The sequence below is a fragment of the Pseudomonas sp. St386 genome, assembly GCF_018325865.1.
Lineage (GTDB): Bacteria > Pseudomonadota > Gammaproteobacteria > Pseudomonadales > Pseudomonadaceae > Aquipseudomonas > Aquipseudomonas brassicacearum.
Genome location: NZ_AP021900.1, coordinates 1,003,351 through 1,021,198 on the forward strand (window position 1 = coordinate 1,003,351; position 17,848 = coordinate 1,021,198).

The following is a 17,848-nucleotide window of genomic DNA, read 5'->3' on the forward strand; positions in this document are numbered from 1 at the left end:
TTAATCAATAAGCTCGCTGCGGACGGGGCGGACGCGGAGCTCGACGCCCTTGCCGTAGATGACCTGAAAGCCAACATCGAAGTCCATGCCGAACGCGTAGTGGGCGGAGCGCTGCGAACTCGACCAGTAGGCGCGATCCTGGAACGCCTCAGGGCCACCTTCCTGGAAGGCTTCGATGCCGGTCTGGGTCGGCGACTCATCGGTGTACAGCAGGCCAACCGGCTCGCTGTTCGGGTTATCGCCGCTGCGCCCGTACTGCCAGTTCTCTTCGGTGGTCGGCTTGAAGTGGCGGTACTGCAGCTCCTGCACATCGCGGGCGGGGATAGCCCAGTCGGTGAAGCCGCCGATGTCCAGGACCAATACCTTCTGTGCCAGTTCGCTGCCAGAGGCGGCCATGGCCTCGGTATTGGCCCGGCTGTCCGTGAAGCTGTCGGCGCCCTCTATTTTCTCGCCGTACTTGCCCCAGGCACCCACCAGTTCATGCTCGGCGCCGGCGGTGATGTTCAGGTAACGCTTGCCGGTATCCGGGTCGCGGGTGATACCGGAGAAGAACCCGCCGCCGTAGGCCTGGCCGATTTCCGGGATGGTCACTGCTGGTGCTGCTTGAGCTGCTGCGGACATGGTCTTTCCTCTTTTCGAAGGCAACAAAAAAGGCGCTGCTGCGCCCCGGTGCCGGATCAAGAACGGATGAATGAAGGATTAAATAAAGAATCTGCGGACGGGGCGGACGCGGAGCTCGTCGTACTTGCCGAGGAAGCTCTGAAGGCCATCATCGAAGTACATGTAGAACGCGTTGCCGGCGGAGCGCTGCGAACTCGACCAGTAATAGCAGTCCTGGGCGAACACCTCGGGGCAGTTCAGCCAGCCCTGGTACAGCTCAGCAGCGGCAGGCAGATAGAAGTCTTCATGCCCGTCAGCGGCATACCCGTCAGCAGCTTCCGCCGCTGGATGGCCTTCATCCGTCAGGAGCGTAATCGTGTTGGCGTGTCCGTCAGTTTTGCTTGTGGCTCCCGACTCCTTGCCACGATTGCCCCACTCATGACTTCCTACATCGTCCCTGGCGATGATCAAGTAATGCGCCGGAACATCGCCGCGAGCAGCAACGAATCCACCGTTGATGCCGCCATGACCCGGCCAGTAGGTTCCAATGGCTGGCACAGCAGGGGTCGCAACAGTCTGAACATTCGCTGCCGGTGGCAACACCTGCGCAAACACGCTTGCCATCGCCAGCTTTGCCAGGGAGGAGGCCGGCATCTTGATTGATGCGTCGCCGTGCTTCAGGGTAATCATTTCGGGCTTCATTGGTTTTCCTCAGGATGACGCCAGGCCCGTCACCGGGGGATCGGCGTTTTTTGGTTATTCGTCGTGGCAGATGCGAAGGGCTTCGCGCTGATACGCCAGGGTCAGTTTTGCCGACACGTTTTCGGGTATCACGTATTCGTGTCGCGGCAGAGCGAAGAACGGGGCAGACCCGGCCGGGCCCAGGCCATGCAGACGGTGAATCATCAGCGTCATGGCCTCGCCCTGTTCCTCAATACCGTGCCAGGCCATCAGGTCGGCCAGGGCCTGGCGGGTGCCGACCATTGCATGCATCCGCAACTCTTCCTCGCCGCGGCTCTTTCGCTTCGCCGCGGTCTTTGCTGACCGGTCTTTCTGAGCTGCTGCCATGGCAGACCTCCGTTATTCCACTGGTCGGCAGTGCCAGCCAGGTATGTCGTTTGCGTTGTTGGGTGCGGAAACGTCTCACGCTGCTTCCTTGACTTGGCCCCAGGCACCGACGGAAGCCAGTAGCGCAGACAATCGCGCCTCTGTTACTGGCGTGTCGCCGGGCACGGCCAGCCAGCCCATGCCGATCCGGTGATTCGGGTTGCAGTCGGCCTTCACCTCTTCGTAGAAGTGCTCAAGGACATCCGAAAGCCGTTCCACCAGGTGGACGCCATCCGGCCTTATGTCGATTGACTTGATGTACTGGGCGCCATCCTGGCGAACGCAGATGCCGGCGATGTAGATCGTCCAGCGATGCGCGACATCGCAGAGCGCGTCAGACACCGGCTTTGAAAGGATCTGCTTGCCGTTCTTCCAGTTGATCATCACCTGCAATCCACTGGGGTCGATGTTGATCACGGCGGCGTGGTTTGTATTGACCAGGGCGCGCATGCTGCGCTCGATTTGAACTCGCCGATTGCACGGCTTGCGCTTGCTCATTCAGACCCCCGCGATAGCATTTGGACGGGGTAGTCAATTTCGAACTTCAGCAGGAGGCGGCTGAATGTCTTGTGGGTGACGCCAATCCGCTTAATGGCCTGATATCGCGAAAGGCCTATCTCCTTGAAAGCCCTGATTCGCTCGGCATTCTTCAGATCATCCGCCTCCGAGGCGCGCTGCGGCCTGCGGTTGTTGATTGCTGGCTGAAACTTGAAGCCTCCCTCAACAGCAAGTCGCTGCAGTGTCCGTCGCGCCAGGCCGGTCTGTAGCTCAGCCTGGATATACGTCGCTGTCTCGGCCAGCTTGCGAACCCTTTCCATCAGTTCAGCCTTCTCCTGCTCGCGCTTGGCGGCGCGCTCTTCGCGCTCGATATCCCGCTGAGCCATCTTGTCGAGCCAGTTTTGTTTGGGGGGCTCCTTCTTCGGTTTGGCTGACCTCACACTTGGCGGTGGTTCGTGCCTTGGCGGTGGCGGCTCGAAGGTCGGCCCTTCCAGCACCTCAATAGTCCCGCCCTTTCTCAAGAAGGCCTCCTGGAGCAGAGCCAGTTCATGGCGCTGCGGGTTGAGCATCTGGATCATGCTGAGTTCGGTGCTGATCATGCCGCTTTACTCCTCAGCTTCTGCTCGTAGTCGTCCACCAGCAGCTTGAACTGCCACAGGTCTTCCTCGAGCTTTTCGATGTAGTCGTCGTCGCGTTTGAATTCCTGCCACCAGAGCTGGCGGCCAACGACCTCAAGCGCCGGGCAGTACATGCCGACGTGCCAGAACTTACGGCCAGTGATCCACATACAGCCCTGGACCTGATCCATGATGCCGCTGGCGTCGTTGTCGATGTGGAAGGCGCGCAGCTTGTCCGGAGCCAGGAAGCACTTGTATTCACTGCCGCCGTCTTCGCCGATCAAGCCGTCGGCACTGGCGCCGAACGCGCCGTCATCCGTGGTGACGAAGCCAGCACGCTGAACAATCAATCCGGTCTGGATCTCGTGCTCCATGCGCGCTTCTGGCTCCAGTTCGTGACCGCGCTTCATCTGCCAGGTTTCAAAGCCCCCATCAAGTGGCTCGCCGCTGATGCGCTCAACGGCCAGGGCGAAAGCGTAATTGAGCGCAGCCTCGGTAGGCTGGCCGACTGGCTGACCCAGCAGCGCCAGGCGCACCGACTCGGCCTTTGGCGCGGCCTTGTAGCCAGCCTCGGCCATGGCTTCCCTATCGGTCATCCCGGCCTGCACAGCGGCGACGTACATCGCCTGCTTCTCGTCCAAGCCACCAGCGCGGGAGCGGGCAACGGTGAACATGCTGGCGGTTATGCAGCCTGCCCGGGCCAGGTGCCACTGAGCGCTGCCCTGTTCGCATTCGATGAGGATCATGCTGCCTCTCCTGCGGTTGGGGCTGGAGCTTCCAGCTCGGACTTTCTGGCGTTGACCGCCGACTTGAACAGCTCGTAACCAGCGACGTCTTTCGCCTTCTTGAAAGCGCTGACGCCTTCGGTCCAAGTTGACTGGAGAGTGTCCAGGGCCTTGCAAGCTTTGGCCTGTTCTATCCAGCGATCCGTCATTTCCGGATCGGTCTGTGGCACGTCCTTGATCTGGCTGAGGCCTTCGTCCGTCTCGGTGTTGAGATAGTGGATGGCTTTTTCCAGGCGCTCCGTCTTGGGCCAATACTTGTAGGCCTGCTTCACGCACGTCTTCTTGGTCATTTCTCCCGGGTCGGTTACCCATGGGCAGACCTTTGAGTTGTCCTTGACGTAGGCCTTCCAGGCCTCGGAGCGGTCACGGATGGCGATGACCTCGTTCATGCTCATGGGGTGGGTCAGGTAATCGCCATCAGCAGTCTTGACGACCACATAGACGCCAACCACCAGGCCCTTATCCGTGGAGAACGGCTTGGTTTTATGCGTCGGCGCCTGATCAACACCGTTCAGCTCGAACACATCGTTCTCGTAGACCAGCTTCGCCTGGCCCCAGCGCACGGAGCCGGTAGCCATCGCCAGGTCCATCAGACCCATGTAGGAGATATCGAGGCAGATCTTGCCCTTGCGAGGGACGAAGTAGGCCTGCTTCTTCGCCGGGTTGAGGCTCAGGCCGATGGAGGCGATGTTGGTTACCGCATCGATCACGGCTTGGCGGTTCTGCAAGGCCACCTTGAGTGTGTAGCTGTTGCCCTCCAGGATCTGGATGGCAAAGTTCGCCTCGCGGTCGAAGTTCAGGCTTGGCTCGGCCTGAACGGCCAGGAAGGCGTCACGGCACGAGTAGATATCGCCAGTAACGAGCGCCAGATCATTGGACATGACTGTTCTCCAGTTAGAGGCCGGTGCGGGCGCCGTCGCGCTTGTGAGGCCAGAAGTCGAAAGCGAATGCAGACAGGGCCATGTGCATCTGGTTTGCCAGCTCTCGGCCAGGCCGGCGCAGTTCGTCCTGCAAGTAGCACCACTGCATTTCGCCGAACCCGTAGGCGTACGGTGAGACGGTTTGGATGCGATTTGCCAGGGCTTCAAAGAAGTCAGCCTGTTGCTCGGCGTCCATACCCCAGAAGGCCTTGGCGAGCGTTTCCGCAGTGATTTGGACGGCGATGCCTTCAGCAACAACGATTTCAACTGGTGAGTTTTGCATGACTGTTCTCCGCGCCACCGGAGAGGGGCGCCATGGAATTGTTAGGAGGCGATGCGATCAGCCAATGCGCTCATCAGCATCAAGAAGGTCCAGAAGGTGACGGCCGAGAACGACCCGCGCCAGATCAGGATGCGCCTGGCGCGCTGATGGCCGGTCACCGCAGCACCTGCGAAAGCTGAGGAACGCTGCAGGTCGTATGCCTTTCCTTCGCCACGGTGTAGGCGAGCATGGTAGAGAGTAGGGCGGCGGTGAGGATCCAGGTGAGGGCTTTTATTGCCTGGCCCTCACCGCGATACGCCCATCCTTCATGACCGTCTCCATCTGTTTTGGCAGCAGGGCGACGGGGAATTCACGGGGCGCCAGTTCTTCAGGAACAGCCACGAAACCGAGGATCGATAACTTCTGCTCGATATCCTCGATCTGTTCATCAATCAGCGTTTTCACGACTGGAGTGGGCATGACGACTCCTTGCGCCGGTCAACGATCTTGTTGAGGCGCCCGCAGTAGTGGTTGAATTCTTCGATGGTGATGCGATTGTCGAGCATCATTTCGTTGATTGTTTTCTGGATCATCACCGACCAGCTGACCGGCGTTTCTGGATCCTCGAGGGTTTCTAGTTCCTGGCCGATCAGGACGTGCGCGCTGATCGTCACAATGAGTCGTCCTCTGCCTGGGCGATCAGTGCGTCATCGGCCAGCGGGCGCAGAAGTCTGCGGGCGATCATGCGCACCTGTTCCTTCGGGTCTGGCCCAGCCATCATGTCCATGGCGCCGTCACGGGCCAGCGACTTGTCGCCGAACAGGCCGCCGATGATCATTTCGCCAATGGCGCACGGGCTCTTACAGGCGCTGGCAATGGCGAACTGTTCCACCTCGGCCGCCAAGTACTTGAAGGTGATGCCCTGGGTAGCGTACAGCCGACGCTTGAATTTCACGTCGCTGCGACGATCCACAAGTTGCTCGACGGCGTTTTCAATCCATTCGGCCCGAGCCATGTCCAGCGCCTCGGCATCATCCGGAGGCAGCCGGTTATCGTGGCGCCACTGGGCGTCCTGCATTGCCTGTAATGCGTTCATGGTTGCCTCCAGGGTGGCGGGTCAGTCGGTGTAGGCGATGTACTTGAAGTGGCCGGTGTCTTCGTTGAAGCGCTCGAATCTTCCGCCGAAGGTCCCTCGCACCAATGTCTCCACCTCAGAGAAAGGCGTACCTATAGGGCAGACGCCCTCTTTGATCATTGTTGAATTGGTGTGTGGGTGGCTGCGCCAGTCGATCTTGGTGGAATCAAGCGGGCGAGGTTCCCAAGAGCGAAACACGCCAGTGGACTTGTCCACGCTGACCAGGTAGTCGTTGATCACCTGATCTTCCGACTCTTCCCAGCCACAGGCTTCGCAGTAGCCGCGCGGTGAGGTGCAGGCGCCGCAAGGAGGGCAGATGTGGCACGAGCAATTCTCGACCGCATGCTCTTTGACGACACCCGCGCAACCTTTGCGCTGGCACGTCTCTCCTTCGCAATATCCAAAATCGCCCATGGCGACCTCCAGTGTTTGGGGTTAGGCTTCGCCCGCGATGATCCATGCAGCCCAGCGGCGGGCGGCATTGAGGCAATAGGCTTGTTCTTCAAGATCGTTGCAGCCTTCGCGAAGGGTTTCGGCGAAGTAGGCCAAGGTGCGTGCGTTGTCGCTCATGACTCTCTCCATTCGTTGATTGATCCAACAAAACTCGGATGCACTCATCCGTTCCGCTGGTTGCCGTTGGGCGCGGAGGGAGTGCATTCGGACTGTGTCGGCTGTGTCGGCTGTGGGAGCGAAGTAGGCGCTTTCGTGTCACCAGCGTCCGGAATAGAGCGGTTTGTCTGTGGGAGCGAGAAGTGAAAAGGCCCAACTCGACAGGAGGGCCTTTCCGATGCAGTGGTGTTCAATATTTGGTTCGGGACAGCGATAGCCAGAACTACCCCTGACCCCCGGTACATCGCCAGCGCTCACGATGGAAGCGCAATTGATCGGTTGGCAGGCCGTCATCAGGTGGCGGTTCTGGCCGCGCATGGCTGAGCGCTGCACCGATCAGGAAGATTTGGAGCATGCGATTCTCCAGTTTGAGGGTTGCAGGTGGCCGGCACTGCCCGGCACGTATCAGGCCTGGCCGCTCGTACCTGAGCAGCCCCGCGATTCACCTGCGATGAAAAGCAATAAATGGATCAATGAATAGGCAATCTGCGGACGGGGCGGACGCGGAGCTCGCGGCTCTTGTCGTCGTAGAGCTGACCGCCACCAGCGAAGTACAAGCTGAATGCGAGGTGGGCGGAGCGCTGCGTGCTGCTCAGGTGCCATTCCTTCTCGAACAGCTCCGGAACGTTCGCCATGCACAGGGCAAGCTCGCTGATGGCTGGCAGGTACAGGTCCTTGTGCCCTTCAATGGTGAGGCTGTCGCACCACTGGGCGGCGGGATGATCCTCGCCAGAACCTTCGGCTAGGTGCAGGGTGTTCGCCAGGCCATCGCGGCGGCTGGATGCTTCCTGCTCATCAACTTCGTAGCCGCCATACGCCAGCTTCTTGCCCTTGACCGACTCGTGAGTCGGGACGATCAGGTGGTAGTCAGGGTGGCCTTCTTCGCCGCGCATCACGCCGGCATACACACCGCCTTGGCCGGACCAGTATTCGCCGATGGCTGGAGCCGAGTTGGCTGCCGGCGCGGTGTGGACGCCAAGGGCCAGGGTGGCGAGTTTCAACACAACAGCTTCGTCAGGGCTGCTGATCATCAGGTCGCCACGGGTGTAGGTGGTCAGTTGATTTGCTTGCATGGGGGGTATTCCTTGTCGGGGATGTTCTGTTGATTTCCCGTCAGGCCCTCTTGCGAAGGCCTGCCAGTGAAATCTGTTTTCTCCACCACGCGCATCGCCCGATTCCTATCTCTAACCTGCGTCACACATTTCGTGTCCGGTGTTCTTCGCAGATCGGCTTGCGTGGTTTCGCGTACTCACATCTGGTGAGCACGGCCAGTTCCAGAGCTGGCATGGCATCGACTATTTGTTGCTCGCACTTACCGGATGAAACCCGGGGTAGTCGATGGCGAGGATCCTGAACTGTCAAAGAGCGGCGGGTCTGTTGAGGCCCTGACGCCTTGTTGCTTGGCGTTGAAGCAAATATGTACCAACGGTTCACAATGGTCAAGTACCAAAAGTACATATTTTTATCCCGGGCATAAAAAAGCCCGCTCAGTGGCGGGCTCATTCATGGCGGGAAGGTTATTTGTTGAAGGTCCGCCAGGCTACCCAGACGAAAAAGGCGATACCAGCAAGAAGGGGCAGGGCGTCTTCCAGCTTCGCGCCGCCTTCGCGGCATAGAGCAGATACAGCGCCGACAGACAGCACGGCGATCATGCCGGACAGGAACACGTATCCATCATGAGGAAGGTCAAGCAGATATAGCGCCGCACTGATGGCCAGAGCTACGAGACCAGAGACCATAACCACAAAGAGGGCCCTGGACGTATATGTGTGGGCGTTATCGGACATCATAGCATTCCCCCGCGCCAAACCACGCGCCCGATAATACGAACTTCGTTGATTTCCCCGTCACGCAGAGTCTCATCGCCATATCGAGTTTTGTCCGGGTTGTCGCTGCGGATGATCCAGCCACCAATGTCGGACTTCACCAAGCGTTTCACGATCGTTCCCTTGGTCGCGCTCTGCATGGCGAATATCTGGCCGTCCTTCGGCTCGATCTTGGATTCGTCCACCAGCAGCACGTCACCATCGTTGATGGTAGGGTCCATGCTGTGGCCGTTCGCATAGATGACGTCTAGGTGCCTCTGGTTGAGATTGTTGGCGCGCAACCAGGACGACTTGAATGCCATGACCCCGCGAATCTCGACGTGAGTATTGTCCTCGCCGCTACCGGTTGACCCCTGGGCGGTGAGCTGGAGCACGCCGGTATAGCCCGGCTCGTTCTCGAGCTCGAAGCCCCTGGGCGGAACTCGCTCATCCAGGACAGGGAGGGTGGCCGCCTCCCTCATGTCACCGCGGCCGTACTCAAGCCACTCGACGCGAACGCCCAGGGCATTGGCAACGGCAAGCATCTTCGCCCCGCCTGGCATCGACTCGCCATTCAGCCATTTGCTGGTTGCCTTCGGCGTCACGCCGGCCATTTTCGCCAGGCGAGCGCCTGCGCCCCATTCGGGGATCTCTTTTTCCGCCACAGCCCTTTTCAGACGGCTGACGAAAGCTGCGCGCAAATCTTCTATTTGAACCATGGGTACATTTTCACATGCGCTTGCATGTACTTTCAGTTCCGACATAATATGTACCGTAAGTTCATATTCCACTCGGAGGCTCTATGCGGCCGCTCAAGAAATCGATCGACGACGCCGGTGGTGTTCCGGCGGTTGCGCAGGCTTGCGAAAAGACCCCTCGCGCCATTTACAAATGGATCGATGCGGACGCTTTGCCGCGAACCGAATACACCGGCGAGACCCAATACGCCGAAAAAATCGCCGAGCTGGCTGCCTCCAATGGCAAGCCGTTCGAATCCGCCTGGCTGCTCGCCGAGGCGCGCCCAAAGAAATCCGCTGCATAACCATTTTGAACAACCAAGGAGCCTCACCAATGGCATACGACGACACGCGCCACTTGAAAGACCGGGAGATCAAGTCCCGCTATGACGATGAAACCTATGAGGCCTTAAAGGCCGTGGCTCGCCTGCACAAACTGCAGCTCGCGGTATTCGTGCGCATGTGCGTCGAGGAGAAGCTGGAGAGCATCGTCGAGAGCGATGTTACCGATGAACGCCACATGGCCTGAAGGCCTACAGGAGGCCCTGTGCCTGAAACCACGATCTGCCATGGGATCGATGGAAGGCTTTACGAAAAGCTTGAACGACTGGCGAAAGCGGAAGGTATGACGCCTGACGACTACGCCGCAAAGCTTGGAGCGGAGCGTTTCTTCGAGAAGACCAGGCCAAAGGGTTCCGGAAAGCTTCGGAATCTGCCAGTAACACGGCGCGACCCGGCGAAGGACTCAATAGGCCCGGAAAAAGGAGGCCCTGATGAAGCCTTTGAATAGCGACACCCAAACCGCAGGCGAAAAAAAACCACCAGGCCCGGTGGTTTCTTCTACTGCATACAACAAAAGCATCTGTGAGGCGAATTATGCATACCTCTAACCACGATGTACAGGCCCTCAAAAAGCCCGCGACACATTTTCATAATTCTCAAAACGTGTCGCGACCCACGATGTCGTCTCGCGAGATCGCCAACGTCACCGGCAAGCGCCACGCGAACGTCAAGCGCGACATCCTGGCGATGCTCAAAGAGCTCCAGGTAGATGCACTCAGTTTTGAGCACATCTACCTGGACGGCCAGAACCGCGAACAGATCGAGTACCTGCTGGACCGCGAGCATACCGATTGCCTACTGACCGGCTACAGCGCCCCAATGCGGATGAAGGTGATTCGCCGCTGGCGTGAACTTGAGCAGCAGGATGGCGCACGCCAGGCTGTTCTCGCCAACGGTACGAAGGTCGTCGGCGAACTGGCAATCCTTGAGTGCTTCACGCGCCTACTGAAGCCCGCGCCGTCCAGCCAGGTTCTGATGCTTGCCCAGATCGCCAAGAACAATGGCCTGGAGTCGAGTTTCCTCCCCGGCTACGCAATCGACGCCGCGCCCGATGCTGCTGGCGGCTCCTCGATGCCCACCAAGTCGGCCACGGCACTGCTGAAGGGCAACGATATCCGCTGCTCGCCGGCCGCCTTCAACACTGCCCTGGCTGCCCGTGGCTTCCTCAAGCAGCTCCAGCGCAAAAACTCCAAGGGCGAAATGGTCCCGTTCTGGTCGGTGACTGATAAGGGCCTGCAGTACGGCAAGAATCTCACCAGCCCTCAATCCCCACGCGAGACGCAACCCCACTGGTACGTCGATCGCTTCCTCGAGCTTGCCGGCCTGGTCGGCAAAGGCAGCAAGTAATGGCCGGAGACTGGATAAAAATGCGAATCGACCTTCAGACGCATCCGAAAGTGTTCCGCATGGTGTCCGCATTGCAAGCGGACAGGTTGCGGATTATCGGCGGACTGCATATTGCCTGGAGCATCTTCGACACCCATTCGAGCGATGGTGTTTTGGTGGGTTACACCGTGGATGCGATGGATGCAGTGGTCGGCTGGCCGGGGTTTACCCAGGCCATGATCGACGTCGAGTGGGCAGCCGTTGAGGACGATGGAAGCCTTGTGATGCCTCGCTTTGACGAGCACAACGGGGCCAGCGCCAAGCGCCGCGCAAACGACGCCGAACGCAAGCGCAACGACCGGAAAAGCCATGTCCGAAATTTGTCCGCTTCGGATGCGGACAGTTTGCGGACCAGAGAAGAGAAGAGAAGAGAAGAGAAGAAAGAGCAAGATCAAAAGCAAGGTGCTGGCGCACCGGCGAAATCTTCGAAGTTCGATCCCCTGACTGCCAAGCCTGAGAACGTGTCCGAAAAGGCCTGGGCCGACTGGTGCCAGCATCGCAAGGAAATCCGCAAACCACTGACCGCCAAGAGCTGTGAGCAACAGGCCAAGTCGCTGTTGGGCCATTCAGCCCCGGACCAGGTGCTCGCCACATCGATCGCCAACGGTTGGACCGGGATCTTCCCCGAGAAGGCCGTGGGCAACGTCCACCAGTTCCCAGCATCCCGTCACACAGGGTTCGAGGGTCGCGATTACAAGGCGGGGCTAACAGCTCGCGGGGATGGCACCTATGACTTCTAGCCCGAAGCAGATCGACCTGACCATCAACGACATCGAGAAGCGCTTTGGCGTGATCGGCAAGCAACCGGCCACCTGTCCGCAACACGGCGAATACGCCTCTGTCATCCGCAAGAACGCGGATAGGGCGTCTGGGTGCCCTGATTGCGCCGACAAAGCTCGCCAGGAGCGCGACGAGGAAGAACAGCGCGCAACGTATGCCCGGATCGTCGAACAGCGCCTGGAGCGCAAACTGGGGGCTTCCCTGATCCCGAAACGGTTCATGGGTAAGAACTTCGCCGACTTCCATGCCGAGACGGAAGGGCAGAAGGCGAACCTTGCCATGTGCATCGATTACGCCGAGACGTTCCCGCGGCACCTGGAAGAGGGTCGCTGCATCGTCATGACCGGCACTCCTGGAACTGGCAAGACGCACCTGGCCGCCGCCATCGCCGGTTATGTGATCGTCAATCACAACGCCACAGCCGTGTACCGCACCGTCGGCGGACTGCTGCAGTTCATCAAGGGCAGCTATGGCGACCGGGCCGAATACACCGAGGCCGAGGCATTCGCCAGCCTGGTCGAGCCTTCGCTGCTGATCATCGATGAGGTCGGGGCCACCAAACCATCCGAGTTCGAGCTGGCAACCCTGTTCGCCGTGATCAATGGCCGGTACGAGGCGCAACTGCCCACCATCGTGATTTCCAACATCGACGCCAAGGAGTTGGGCGCGGTGCTGGGTGACCGCAGCGTGGATCGGTTGAGGGAAGGCCGCGGCATTGGCCTGGTATTCGAAGGCGCCTCAGAGCGCAGCAAGCGGAGGGCTTCCTGATGAAACGAGCATCCCCAGTACAGCTACGCCAAGCCCTTGATGCAGCGGACGGTCTCGCAAAGGCCGGCGTTCGTTTCGTGTGCGTTCCAGTGATCGACGAGGCGGACGCCATGAACCTTGCCAGCCAGGCTGCCCAGCGGTTGGAGCGCATGGCATTGATCGCGGAAGCGCAGGAGAAGCGGTGATGGCCGAGAAACTGCGCATCAACTCCATTGCTGAACTGTCCTCCTTGCAGGCCGCCGTCCGCAAGAAGGGCTTCCCCTGCAACATTACCATCACCGGAGCAAGCCGAAGCCTTCCCCAGAATGCCCTGTTCCACAAGTGGTGCGAGTGCGCCGCTCAGTTCTTCGTGTCCATGGGCAAGACGACCTTCGCCACTGGTGCCCCGATGAACATGGAGAACATGAAGCGGAACCTGAAGCTGACCTTCCTGGGTGAAGAGGTAATCCGCGACATCAATCTGAAGACGGGCGAAGTCACTGAGCGCTACGAGCTGAAGCACACCAGCGAGCTGGACAAGGGCGAAATGCACTCGTTCATGACCTGCATTGACGCCTGGGCGGCTGAGCACGGGATATACCTGCCGCACCCCGAGGACAGCGAGTACATGAAGATGCGCTGCAATATGGGGGAGGCGGCATGAGCGTCTACAGCGAAGAGATTCAAAAATGGATTAAGCGCAGCAATCGCAAGAGCGCAAAACTCATCCGCACCGAGGCTGGCAAGCACCACATCGTCTACTTCGATAAGGGCAAAGCTCGAGTTGGAGTTGTCGAGGACGGAATGTACTGCCGATATGGGGTTTCCTGTCGTGGTGCGATGTCCAGCACTGACCCAATGAGTCTTTGGCAGGCAGGCCCAGGGTCTTGCGCGCAGGCTGACGTGCAGGTCATGACCGATTATCTGAACGACGCCTGCACGCTTCCAGACTTCGACTTCGGGTCGATCAAGGGGATGAAATGGTGATCGCCGCCAAACAACCCCGCGCCAAGAAGTGCCGTGTTGCCGAGTGCAGAGCCTCATTCGTCCCTCAGCGCCTGGGCCAGGCCGTATGCAGTCCGACCTGTGCAGCAATCGACGCGAAGACGAACAAGGTCAACCAGGAGAAGGCCCGCAAGTCCCTGGCCCAGGTCGAGCGCCGGGAGATCAAGGTACGCAAGGAGAAGCTGAAGAGCAGGGCGGATCACCTGCGCGAGGCCCAGGCCGCGGTGAACGAGTACGTCCGCCTGCGCGATGCGCACCTGCCGTGCATCAGCTGCGACTCGATGCCAAACGACAACGACCTCATGACCGGCAGCCGATGGGACGCCGGTCACTACCGATCCGTCGGCGCCTGTCCCGAGCTGCGCTTCGAGCCGCTGAACATCCACCGCCAGTGCGTGAAGTGCAACCGCAACCTTTCCGGCAATGCAGTCGAGTACCGCATCCGCCTGGTGCTGCGCATCGGCGCCGACCTGGTGGCCTGGTTGGAAGGGCCTCATCAGGCCCGCAAGTACACCGTGGAAGAGATCAAGGCCGTCAAGGCTCAGTACAGAGCACTCGTTCGCACACTCAAGGGGGCTGCAGCATGACCTACGACGCCGAAGAACTCCTCACCCAATGGGGTCGCTGGAGCCGCCAACAGGTTGGAATGCCGCGCTGCACGTCACCGTCCTACGTCCTGATGAGGGACAACGTCGAGCAGATCGGTGGACTTCCGGCCGCTGACATCACGGATGATGAGGCTGTATTGGTTGATCGAATCATTGCGAGAATGTCGCAGCGCTACCCTAAAACCGCCGAGTGCGTAGTTATCTTTTACAGGTCTGACCGAACTCTTGCAGAGGTAGGGCGGATCGTCGGCGAGCCACGCCTCAAGGTGCGTGAATACCTGATCGCAGCAAAGGGCTATGTCGAGGCGTACATGGAAATGGGGGTTGCGGCATGATTCGCTCAAGAGCTAGGCAGCTTATGTGTGACCGGTCTTTCGCCAGCAAGGGCGCTCACATCGATGAGTCCATCCCCGTTAACGAGCGCATCATCCGCATGATCGACGATGAGATAGAGAAGACATCATATATTGCGAATGCTCGACAGAATGGCCCTGGAGAAGGTGAGCGGCTCGCGAAATCCGGACTTTCTTGGTATGCCAAGTCGTTTACTTACATCTACTTCATCATCTGCGGAGGGACGGGCGCAGTAAAGATAGGTCGAGCGGATAACGTGAAGAAGAGGATGGCTGAACTGCAGGTATCCAATCCGAGCAAGCTGTCGCTACTCTGCCACTTCCGCGCGCCCTCCATATTTGAGCCGACCCTGCACACAATCTTCTCTAAGAGTCGACTGCGCGGCGAGTGGTTCTCGATCACGGACGAGCTGCTTGACCTGGCCGAGATTGGGAACGACCAAAACTACATCGGCGTGCTGAACTACTGTAAAGACATGTTAGAACGTAACAAGCCAGTTGACGGTTTAAATGGCCAGGAGTAATGTACCCCCATATTGCGGTTTTACCGCTTCAAGACAAGCCCGGCCATTGAGTCGGGCTTTTTTGTATTCGAAATTCAACCCTGAGCCTCGCCACTGTGCGGGGCTTTTCGTTTCTGGAGGCCCTAATGGCAGCCTCAGGCAGGAGTTCAAGCATGGCCAACCCGACGCCCGAGAGCATCGTAGAGGTGGTGGGAGCGTCAGTGGCCAACAAAGGCATGATGGTTGGTGCAAGTGCTGGTTTCATTGGCTGGCTGTCCCAGGTGAACTGGATCGGCATCACTGGTGTTGTGGTTGCAGTGCTGGGCCTGGTCATCAGCACCTACTTCCAGATTCGCCGGGATCGCCGGGAGCACGCAGAGAGCACCGCCCGCATCCAGGCCCTGCGTGACCAGTGCCGCCCATGAACAACCGCCAGCGCGTTGTCGTGGGCCTACTCACCATGAGCCTGGCCGGCATCGGTGCCTGGAAAACGAACGAGGGCTACACCGATCACGCGGTTATCCCCACCAAGGGCGACGTACCCACCATCGGCCACGGATCAACCCGCTACGAAGACGGCACACCGGTACGCATGGGCGACACCATCACCCGGCAACAGGCTGACGTGCTGGCCCGCAACCTGATCAGCCAGGACGAGAAGCTGTTTGCTGCGTCCATCCAGGGCGTGAAGCTGCACCAAGCCGAGTTCGACCTGTACATGGACTTCATCGGCCAGTACGGCATCGGCACCTGGCGCAAGTCCTCGATGCGCACCAAGTTGCAGACCGGTCAGTACGCCCAGGCGTGCGCCTCGCTGCTCAAGTACCGTTTCGCCGCCGGCTTCGACTGCTCCACCCCAGGCAACAAGCGTTGCCCAGGCGTGTGGACTCGACAGCTCCAGCGCTATGCCAAGTGCATGGAGGCGCAGTAAGACCATGCCAAAGCAGCCCTACACACCATGCAAGCTGTACGTCGATGGTGCTGATGGCATCGCAGTTGGCGACTACATCACCACGTCGGGCGGCTCCGCCTATCTGGTCCAGACGCTTCGCGTGAGTCGCACCAGGCCCGAGCGCAAGCATATGCAGTGCCTGCGCTGGCCGATCGCTGATGTTCCGGCAGATGCGCGGTGTTTCACTCTGACTTGGTATGCACGATAAATCCCCCACCACCACCCGAGGCAATACCCATGGATAACCAGCACAAGAAGATCACCGGCTATCGCGACCTGACCCAGTCCGAAATCGACGGTATGAACTCCATCAAGGCCCTGGAAGCCGACACCGGCGCGCTGTTCAAGCAGATTGGCCAGATTGAAGGCGTTGACCCACGGTTGCTGGCCCTGGCCAAGACCAACCTGCAACAGGGTTTCATGTGGTTTGTGCGCTCCATCGCCAAGCCTGCCGACCCCTTCGCCTGATTGGTGCGCGCCATGACTCGCTATCTCATCGTTGGGCTGGTTGTGGCGCTGATCCTGGCGGGCTGGCGCCTGGATCATGTCAGCAACAGCCTGGACAGAGCCAAAGCAGTCATCAGCGACCAGGTGGACACGATCAACACGCTTGAGTCCGCCGCGCAGTCTCGCCGCAACACCCAGAAGCTGCTGGCCCAACTCGACACCGAACACACAAAGGCCCTGACCGATGCTCAAGCCGCTAATAGCCAGCTTCGTGCTGATGTCCGCAATGGCGCTCGCCGGCTGTCAGTCAAAGCCACCTGTCCCGCTGTGCGAGACACCGCCACCACCGCCGGCCTGGGTAATGCAGAAGCGCGAGCCGAACTTGACCCAGCGGCTGGTGAACGAATTGTCGCCATCACCGACGACGGCGACCAAGGATTGATTGCGCTGCGTGCGGCTCAGGCCTACATCGCCAACATTTGCCTGAAGGGGAACTGAGGTGACAGAGAAGTCTGCCCCGGACTGGGAGCGCATCGAGGCTGAGCGCAAATCACTGTTGCCAGAGGATGTTCCGATAGGCGTGGAGCGCGACCTGGTGCGGTTGCGCATCCTTATGTCAACCGGCGAGGCTGTTCGGCGCGTTATGGGGGTAGGGGTGCAATGAAGCTCTCCTCAGAACAGCGCCGGCTATTCGAGCAGTTGACCGAGCTGCAACAGCGCACAGCAACAAATGTATTAAGCGGCATGAGCCAGCGAGAGGCATACAAGGCTGCTGGCGGCAGGGCCAAGAGTGATTCAGCAGCCGATCAAGTCGCTTGCGTCATGTTGAGCAATATCAAGGTGAAGGCGTTCATGGATTCGATGAAGGAATCAGCCCTGTCTGATGCCGTCATGTCACGCCAGGAGGCCATGGAGCGTTTGAGCAGCCTTGCCCGTATCAGCCTGACCGACTTGATCGAGTTCGGCTCCTACGAGCTTGGGGATGACGGCGAGGGCAACCCTGTTGTTCAGACGTCATTCAAGATTCGCGACTCTGCGCTGCAAGACCCGAAGGCGCTACCTGCCATCGCTGAACTGACTGCTGGGCGGGACGGCATCAAGATCAAGCAGCACTCACCATTGGCGGCAATCAAGCAATTGGCTGACATGCAGGGCTGGAATGCACCAGTGAAGCAAGAAGTCACCGGCAAGGATGGCGGCCCGATCGAGACGAAAGACCTGACCGACAACGAAGTCGCCCGCCGCATCGCATTCCTACTGTCCAAAGGGCTCAAGCCATGACTTATCCAGCAGAAACCCCGTTCCGCCCGGGCGCATCGCAGAACATCACTGCAGGTGCTGCTTCGGCTGCTACTGCGTTGGGTGCCTTCCCGGTGGCTGGCGTGCGTACCGTGCGCATCGTGACCGGTGCCGAGGCGGTGCGTGTGGCGTTCGGTGCCTCCACTGTTACCGCTACGGCTACCAGCCTGCTTGTGCCGGCCGCGTCGGTGGCGATCTTCTCGGTGGCTCCAGGTGAAACCCATATCGCCATGCTGCGCAACGCGGCGGCTGACTCTATCTGCAACGTGACGAACGGCGCGGGCAACTGATTCACCGACCCTGGCGGCCTCCAGGACCTCCATAAGCAACAGCAAATAGCAGGAGAACACC

36 protein-coding genes are annotated in these 17,848 nt (G+C 59.5%); 20 read left to right on the forward strand and 16 right to left on the reverse strand.

The features are described from left to right. The 13 genes from KI235_RS04255 to KI235_RS30595 all read right to left on the reverse strand — a co-directional run bounded on the left by KI235_RS04255 (window position 1) and on the right by KI235_RS30595 (window position 6,494). Window positions 1-621, reverse strand: a complete 621-nt coding sequence (locus KI235_RS04255; RefSeq protein WP_212795526.1) for a DUF1566 domain-containing protein — start codon at window positions 619-621, stop codon at window positions 1-3. Between the two features lie 78 nt (window positions 622-699). Continuing rightward, window positions 700-1,302, reverse strand: a complete 603-nt coding sequence (locus KI235_RS04260) for a DUF1566 domain-containing protein (protein ID WP_212795527.1) — start codon at window positions 1,300-1,302, stop codon at window positions 700-702. 54 nt (window positions 1,303-1,356) lie between these two features. Then, the gene (locus KI235_RS04265; protein ID WP_212795528.1) at window positions 1,357-1,668 is read right to left on the reverse strand and encodes a hypothetical protein; all 312 of its coding nucleotides are present in this window, start codon (window positions 1,666-1,668) and stop codon (window positions 1,357-1,359) included. 75 nt (window positions 1,669-1,743) lie between these two features. Continuing rightward, entirely contained in the window at window positions 1,744-2,205 is a 462-nt protein-coding gene (locus tag KI235_RS04270) for a hypothetical protein (RefSeq protein ID WP_212795529.1), read from the reverse strand. Then, window positions 2,202-2,804, reverse strand: coding sequence for a hypothetical protein (locus KI235_RS04275; RefSeq protein ID WP_212795530.1), 603 nt, complete (start codon window positions 2,802-2,804; stop codon window positions 2,202-2,204). The genes KI235_RS04270 and KI235_RS04275 overlap by 4 nt, the downstream gene beginning before the upstream one ends. Next, on the reverse strand, window positions 2,801-3,568 hold the full coding sequence (locus KI235_RS04280; protein WP_212795531.1) for a lambda exonuclease family protein: 768 nt from the start codon (window positions 3,566-3,568) through the stop codon (window positions 2,801-2,803). Before KI235_RS04280 ends, KI235_RS04275 begins: the two co-directional genes overlap by 4 nt. Further along, window positions 3,565-4,488, reverse strand: a complete 924-nt coding sequence (locus tag KI235_RS04285; protein WP_053183598.1) for a recombinase RecT — start codon at window positions 4,486-4,488, stop codon at window positions 3,565-3,567. Before KI235_RS04285 ends, KI235_RS04280 begins: the two co-directional genes overlap by 4 nt. A 13-nt stretch (window positions 4,489-4,501) precedes the next feature. Further along, on the reverse strand, window positions 4,502-4,810 hold the full coding sequence (locus tag KI235_RS04290) for a hypothetical protein (protein ID WP_212795532.1): 309 nt from the start codon (window positions 4,808-4,810) through the stop codon (window positions 4,502-4,504). A 270-nt stretch (window positions 4,811-5,080) separates the two neighbouring features. After that, window positions 5,081-5,269 (reverse strand): hypothetical protein, encoded by a 189-nt coding sequence (locus KI235_RS04295; protein WP_060613323.1) that lies wholly within the window; start codon window positions 5,267-5,269, stop codon window positions 5,081-5,083. Then, window positions 5,251-5,457 carry a hypothetical protein gene (locus KI235_RS04300; RefSeq protein ID WP_212795853.1) on the reverse strand — a complete coding sequence of 69 codons (207 nt, stop codon included), beginning with the start codon at window positions 5,455-5,457 and terminating at the stop codon, window positions 5,251-5,253. The genes KI235_RS04295 and KI235_RS04300 overlap by 19 nt, the downstream gene beginning before the upstream one ends. Window positions 5,458-5,459: 2 nt before the next feature. Further along, entirely contained in the window at window positions 5,460-5,885 is a 426-nt protein-coding gene (locus KI235_RS04305; protein ID WP_212795533.1) for a hypothetical protein, read from the reverse strand. Between the two features lie 21 nt (window positions 5,886-5,906). After that, entirely contained in the window at window positions 5,907-6,338 is a 432-nt protein-coding gene (locus KI235_RS04310; protein ID WP_123351014.1) for a hypothetical protein, read from the reverse strand. Between the two features lie 21 nt (window positions 6,339-6,359). After that, on the reverse strand, window positions 6,360-6,494 hold the full coding sequence (locus tag KI235_RS30595; protein WP_280527336.1) for a hypothetical protein: 135 nt from the start codon (window positions 6,492-6,494) through the stop codon (window positions 6,360-6,362). A 298-nt stretch (window positions 6,495-6,792) separates the two neighbouring features. Between KI235_RS30595 and KI235_RS04315 the strand changes: the two genes are divergently transcribed. Continuing rightward, on the forward strand, window positions 6,793-7,014 hold the full coding sequence (locus KI235_RS04315) for a hypothetical protein (RefSeq protein ID WP_212795534.1): 222 nt from the start codon (window positions 6,793-6,795) through the stop codon (window positions 7,012-7,014). On the opposite strand, the gene KI235_RS04320 is transcribed toward KI235_RS04315, so the two are convergent. From KI235_RS04320 to KI235_RS04330, 3 genes are all read right to left on the reverse strand, one after another. Next, window positions 7,004-7,606, reverse strand: a complete 603-nt coding sequence (locus KI235_RS04320; RefSeq protein ID WP_212795535.1) for a DUF1566 domain-containing protein — start codon at window positions 7,604-7,606, stop codon at window positions 7,004-7,006. The two genes, KI235_RS04315 and KI235_RS04320, sit on opposite strands and share 11 nt — an antisense overlap. Window positions 7,607-8,050: 444 nt before the next feature. Then, window positions 8,051-8,320: a hypothetical protein gene (locus KI235_RS04325; protein ID WP_212795536.1), complete on the reverse strand. Its 270-nt coding sequence runs from the start codon at window positions 8,318-8,320 to the stop codon at window positions 8,051-8,053. After that, window positions 8,320-9,057: a LexA family transcriptional regulator gene (locus KI235_RS04330; protein ID WP_212795854.1), complete on the reverse strand. Its 738-nt coding sequence runs from the start codon at window positions 9,055-9,057 to the stop codon at window positions 8,320-8,322. Before KI235_RS04330 ends, KI235_RS04325 begins: the two co-directional genes overlap by 1 nt. Window positions 9,058-9,140: 83 nt before the next feature. On the opposite strand from KI235_RS04330, the gene KI235_RS04335 reads away from it, so the two are divergent. From KI235_RS04335 to KI235_RS04425, 19 genes are all read left to right on the forward strand, one after another. Continuing rightward, the gene (locus KI235_RS04335; RefSeq protein WP_212795537.1) at window positions 9,141-9,380 is read left to right on the forward strand and encodes a hypothetical protein; all 240 of its coding nucleotides are present in this window, start codon (window positions 9,141-9,143) and stop codon (window positions 9,378-9,380) included. A gap of 29 nt (window positions 9,381-9,409) precedes the next feature. Next, window positions 9,410-9,604 (forward strand): hypothetical protein, encoded by a 195-nt coding sequence (locus KI235_RS04340; RefSeq protein ID WP_028236758.1) that lies wholly within the window; start codon window positions 9,410-9,412, stop codon window positions 9,602-9,604. Between the two features lie 18 nt (window positions 9,605-9,622). Continuing rightward, entirely contained in the window at window positions 9,623-9,865 is a 243-nt protein-coding gene (locus KI235_RS04345; RefSeq protein ID WP_212795538.1) for a hypothetical protein, read from the forward strand. A 170-nt stretch (window positions 9,866-10,035) separates the two neighbouring features. Then, window positions 10,036-10,764, forward strand: coding sequence for a Rha family transcriptional regulator (locus KI235_RS04350; RefSeq protein ID WP_212795539.1), 729 nt, complete (start codon window positions 10,036-10,038; stop codon window positions 10,762-10,764). Then, a complete protein-coding gene (locus KI235_RS30320; RefSeq protein WP_244864282.1) occupies window positions 10,764-11,543 on the forward strand; it encodes a Pyocin large subunit-like protein in 780 nt (259 codons plus the stop codon). The genes KI235_RS04350 and KI235_RS30320 overlap by 1 nt, the downstream gene beginning before the upstream one ends. Next, window positions 11,533-12,351 carry an ATP-binding protein gene (locus KI235_RS04365; protein WP_212795540.1) on the forward strand — a complete coding sequence of 273 codons (819 nt, stop codon included), beginning with the start codon at window positions 11,533-11,535 and terminating at the stop codon, window positions 12,349-12,351. Before KI235_RS30320 ends, KI235_RS04365 begins: the two co-directional genes overlap by 11 nt. Beyond that, the gene (locus KI235_RS04370) at window positions 12,351-12,536 is read left to right on the forward strand and encodes a DUF1382 family protein (protein ID WP_212795541.1); all 186 of its coding nucleotides are present in this window, start codon (window positions 12,351-12,353) and stop codon (window positions 12,534-12,536) included. Before KI235_RS04365 ends, KI235_RS04370 begins: the two co-directional genes overlap by 1 nt. Then, window positions 12,536-12,994, forward strand: coding sequence for a recombination protein NinB (locus KI235_RS04375; protein ID WP_212795542.1), 459 nt, complete (start codon window positions 12,536-12,538; stop codon window positions 12,992-12,994). Before KI235_RS04370 ends, KI235_RS04375 begins: the two co-directional genes overlap by 1 nt. Then, complete coding sequence (locus KI235_RS04380) at window positions 12,991-13,317, forward strand: hypothetical protein (protein WP_212795543.1); 327 nt, start codon at window positions 12,991-12,993, stop codon at window positions 13,315-13,317. Before KI235_RS04375 ends, KI235_RS04380 begins: the two co-directional genes overlap by 4 nt. Then, window positions 13,311-13,922 carry a recombination protein NinG gene (locus tag KI235_RS04385; RefSeq protein WP_212795544.1) on the forward strand — a complete coding sequence of 204 codons (612 nt, stop codon included), beginning with the start codon at window positions 13,311-13,313 and terminating at the stop codon, window positions 13,920-13,922. The genes KI235_RS04380 and KI235_RS04385 overlap by 7 nt, the downstream gene beginning before the upstream one ends. Then, the gene (locus KI235_RS04390) at window positions 13,919-14,278 is read left to right on the forward strand and encodes an antiterminator Q family protein (protein ID WP_212795545.1); all 360 of its coding nucleotides are present in this window, start codon (window positions 13,919-13,921) and stop codon (window positions 14,276-14,278) included. Before KI235_RS04385 ends, KI235_RS04390 begins: the two co-directional genes overlap by 4 nt. Further along, entirely contained in the window at window positions 14,275-14,820 is a 546-nt protein-coding gene (locus KI235_RS04395) for a GIY-YIG nuclease family protein (RefSeq protein ID WP_212795546.1), read from the forward strand. Before KI235_RS04390 ends, KI235_RS04395 begins: the two co-directional genes overlap by 4 nt. A 152-nt stretch (window positions 14,821-14,972) precedes the next feature. Continuing rightward, complete coding sequence (locus KI235_RS04400) at window positions 14,973-15,224, forward strand: holin (protein WP_060613340.1); 252 nt, start codon at window positions 14,973-14,975, stop codon at window positions 15,222-15,224. Next, window positions 15,221-15,730, forward strand: a complete 510-nt coding sequence (locus tag KI235_RS04405) for a glycoside hydrolase family protein (protein WP_212795547.1) — start codon at window positions 15,221-15,223, stop codon at window positions 15,728-15,730. Before KI235_RS04400 ends, KI235_RS04405 begins: the two co-directional genes overlap by 4 nt. A gap of 4 nt (window positions 15,731-15,734) precedes the next feature. Then, a complete protein-coding gene (locus KI235_RS30325; RefSeq protein WP_244864283.1) occupies window positions 15,735-15,959 on the forward strand; it encodes a hypothetical protein in 225 nt (74 codons plus the stop codon). A 29-nt stretch (window positions 15,960-15,988) separates the two neighbouring features. Then, complete coding sequence (locus KI235_RS04410; RefSeq protein ID WP_212795548.1) at window positions 15,989-16,219, forward strand: hypothetical protein; 231 nt, start codon at window positions 15,989-15,991, stop codon at window positions 16,217-16,219. A 12-nt stretch (window positions 16,220-16,231) separates the two neighbouring features. Then, complete coding sequence (locus KI235_RS04415) at window positions 16,232-16,696, forward strand: lysis system i-spanin subunit Rz (protein WP_212795549.1); 465 nt, start codon at window positions 16,232-16,234, stop codon at window positions 16,694-16,696. 162 nt (window positions 16,697-16,858) lie between these two features. Then, window positions 16,859-17,479, forward strand: coding sequence for a terminase small subunit (locus KI235_RS04420; RefSeq protein WP_081042387.1), 621 nt, complete (start codon window positions 16,859-16,861; stop codon window positions 17,477-17,479). Next, the gene (locus KI235_RS04425) at window positions 17,476-17,787 is read left to right on the forward strand and encodes a hypothetical protein (RefSeq protein WP_212795550.1); all 312 of its coding nucleotides are present in this window, start codon (window positions 17,476-17,478) and stop codon (window positions 17,785-17,787) included. Before KI235_RS04420 ends, KI235_RS04425 begins: the two co-directional genes overlap by 4 nt. The last annotated feature ends 61 nt before the right edge of the window (window positions 17,788-17,848 follow it).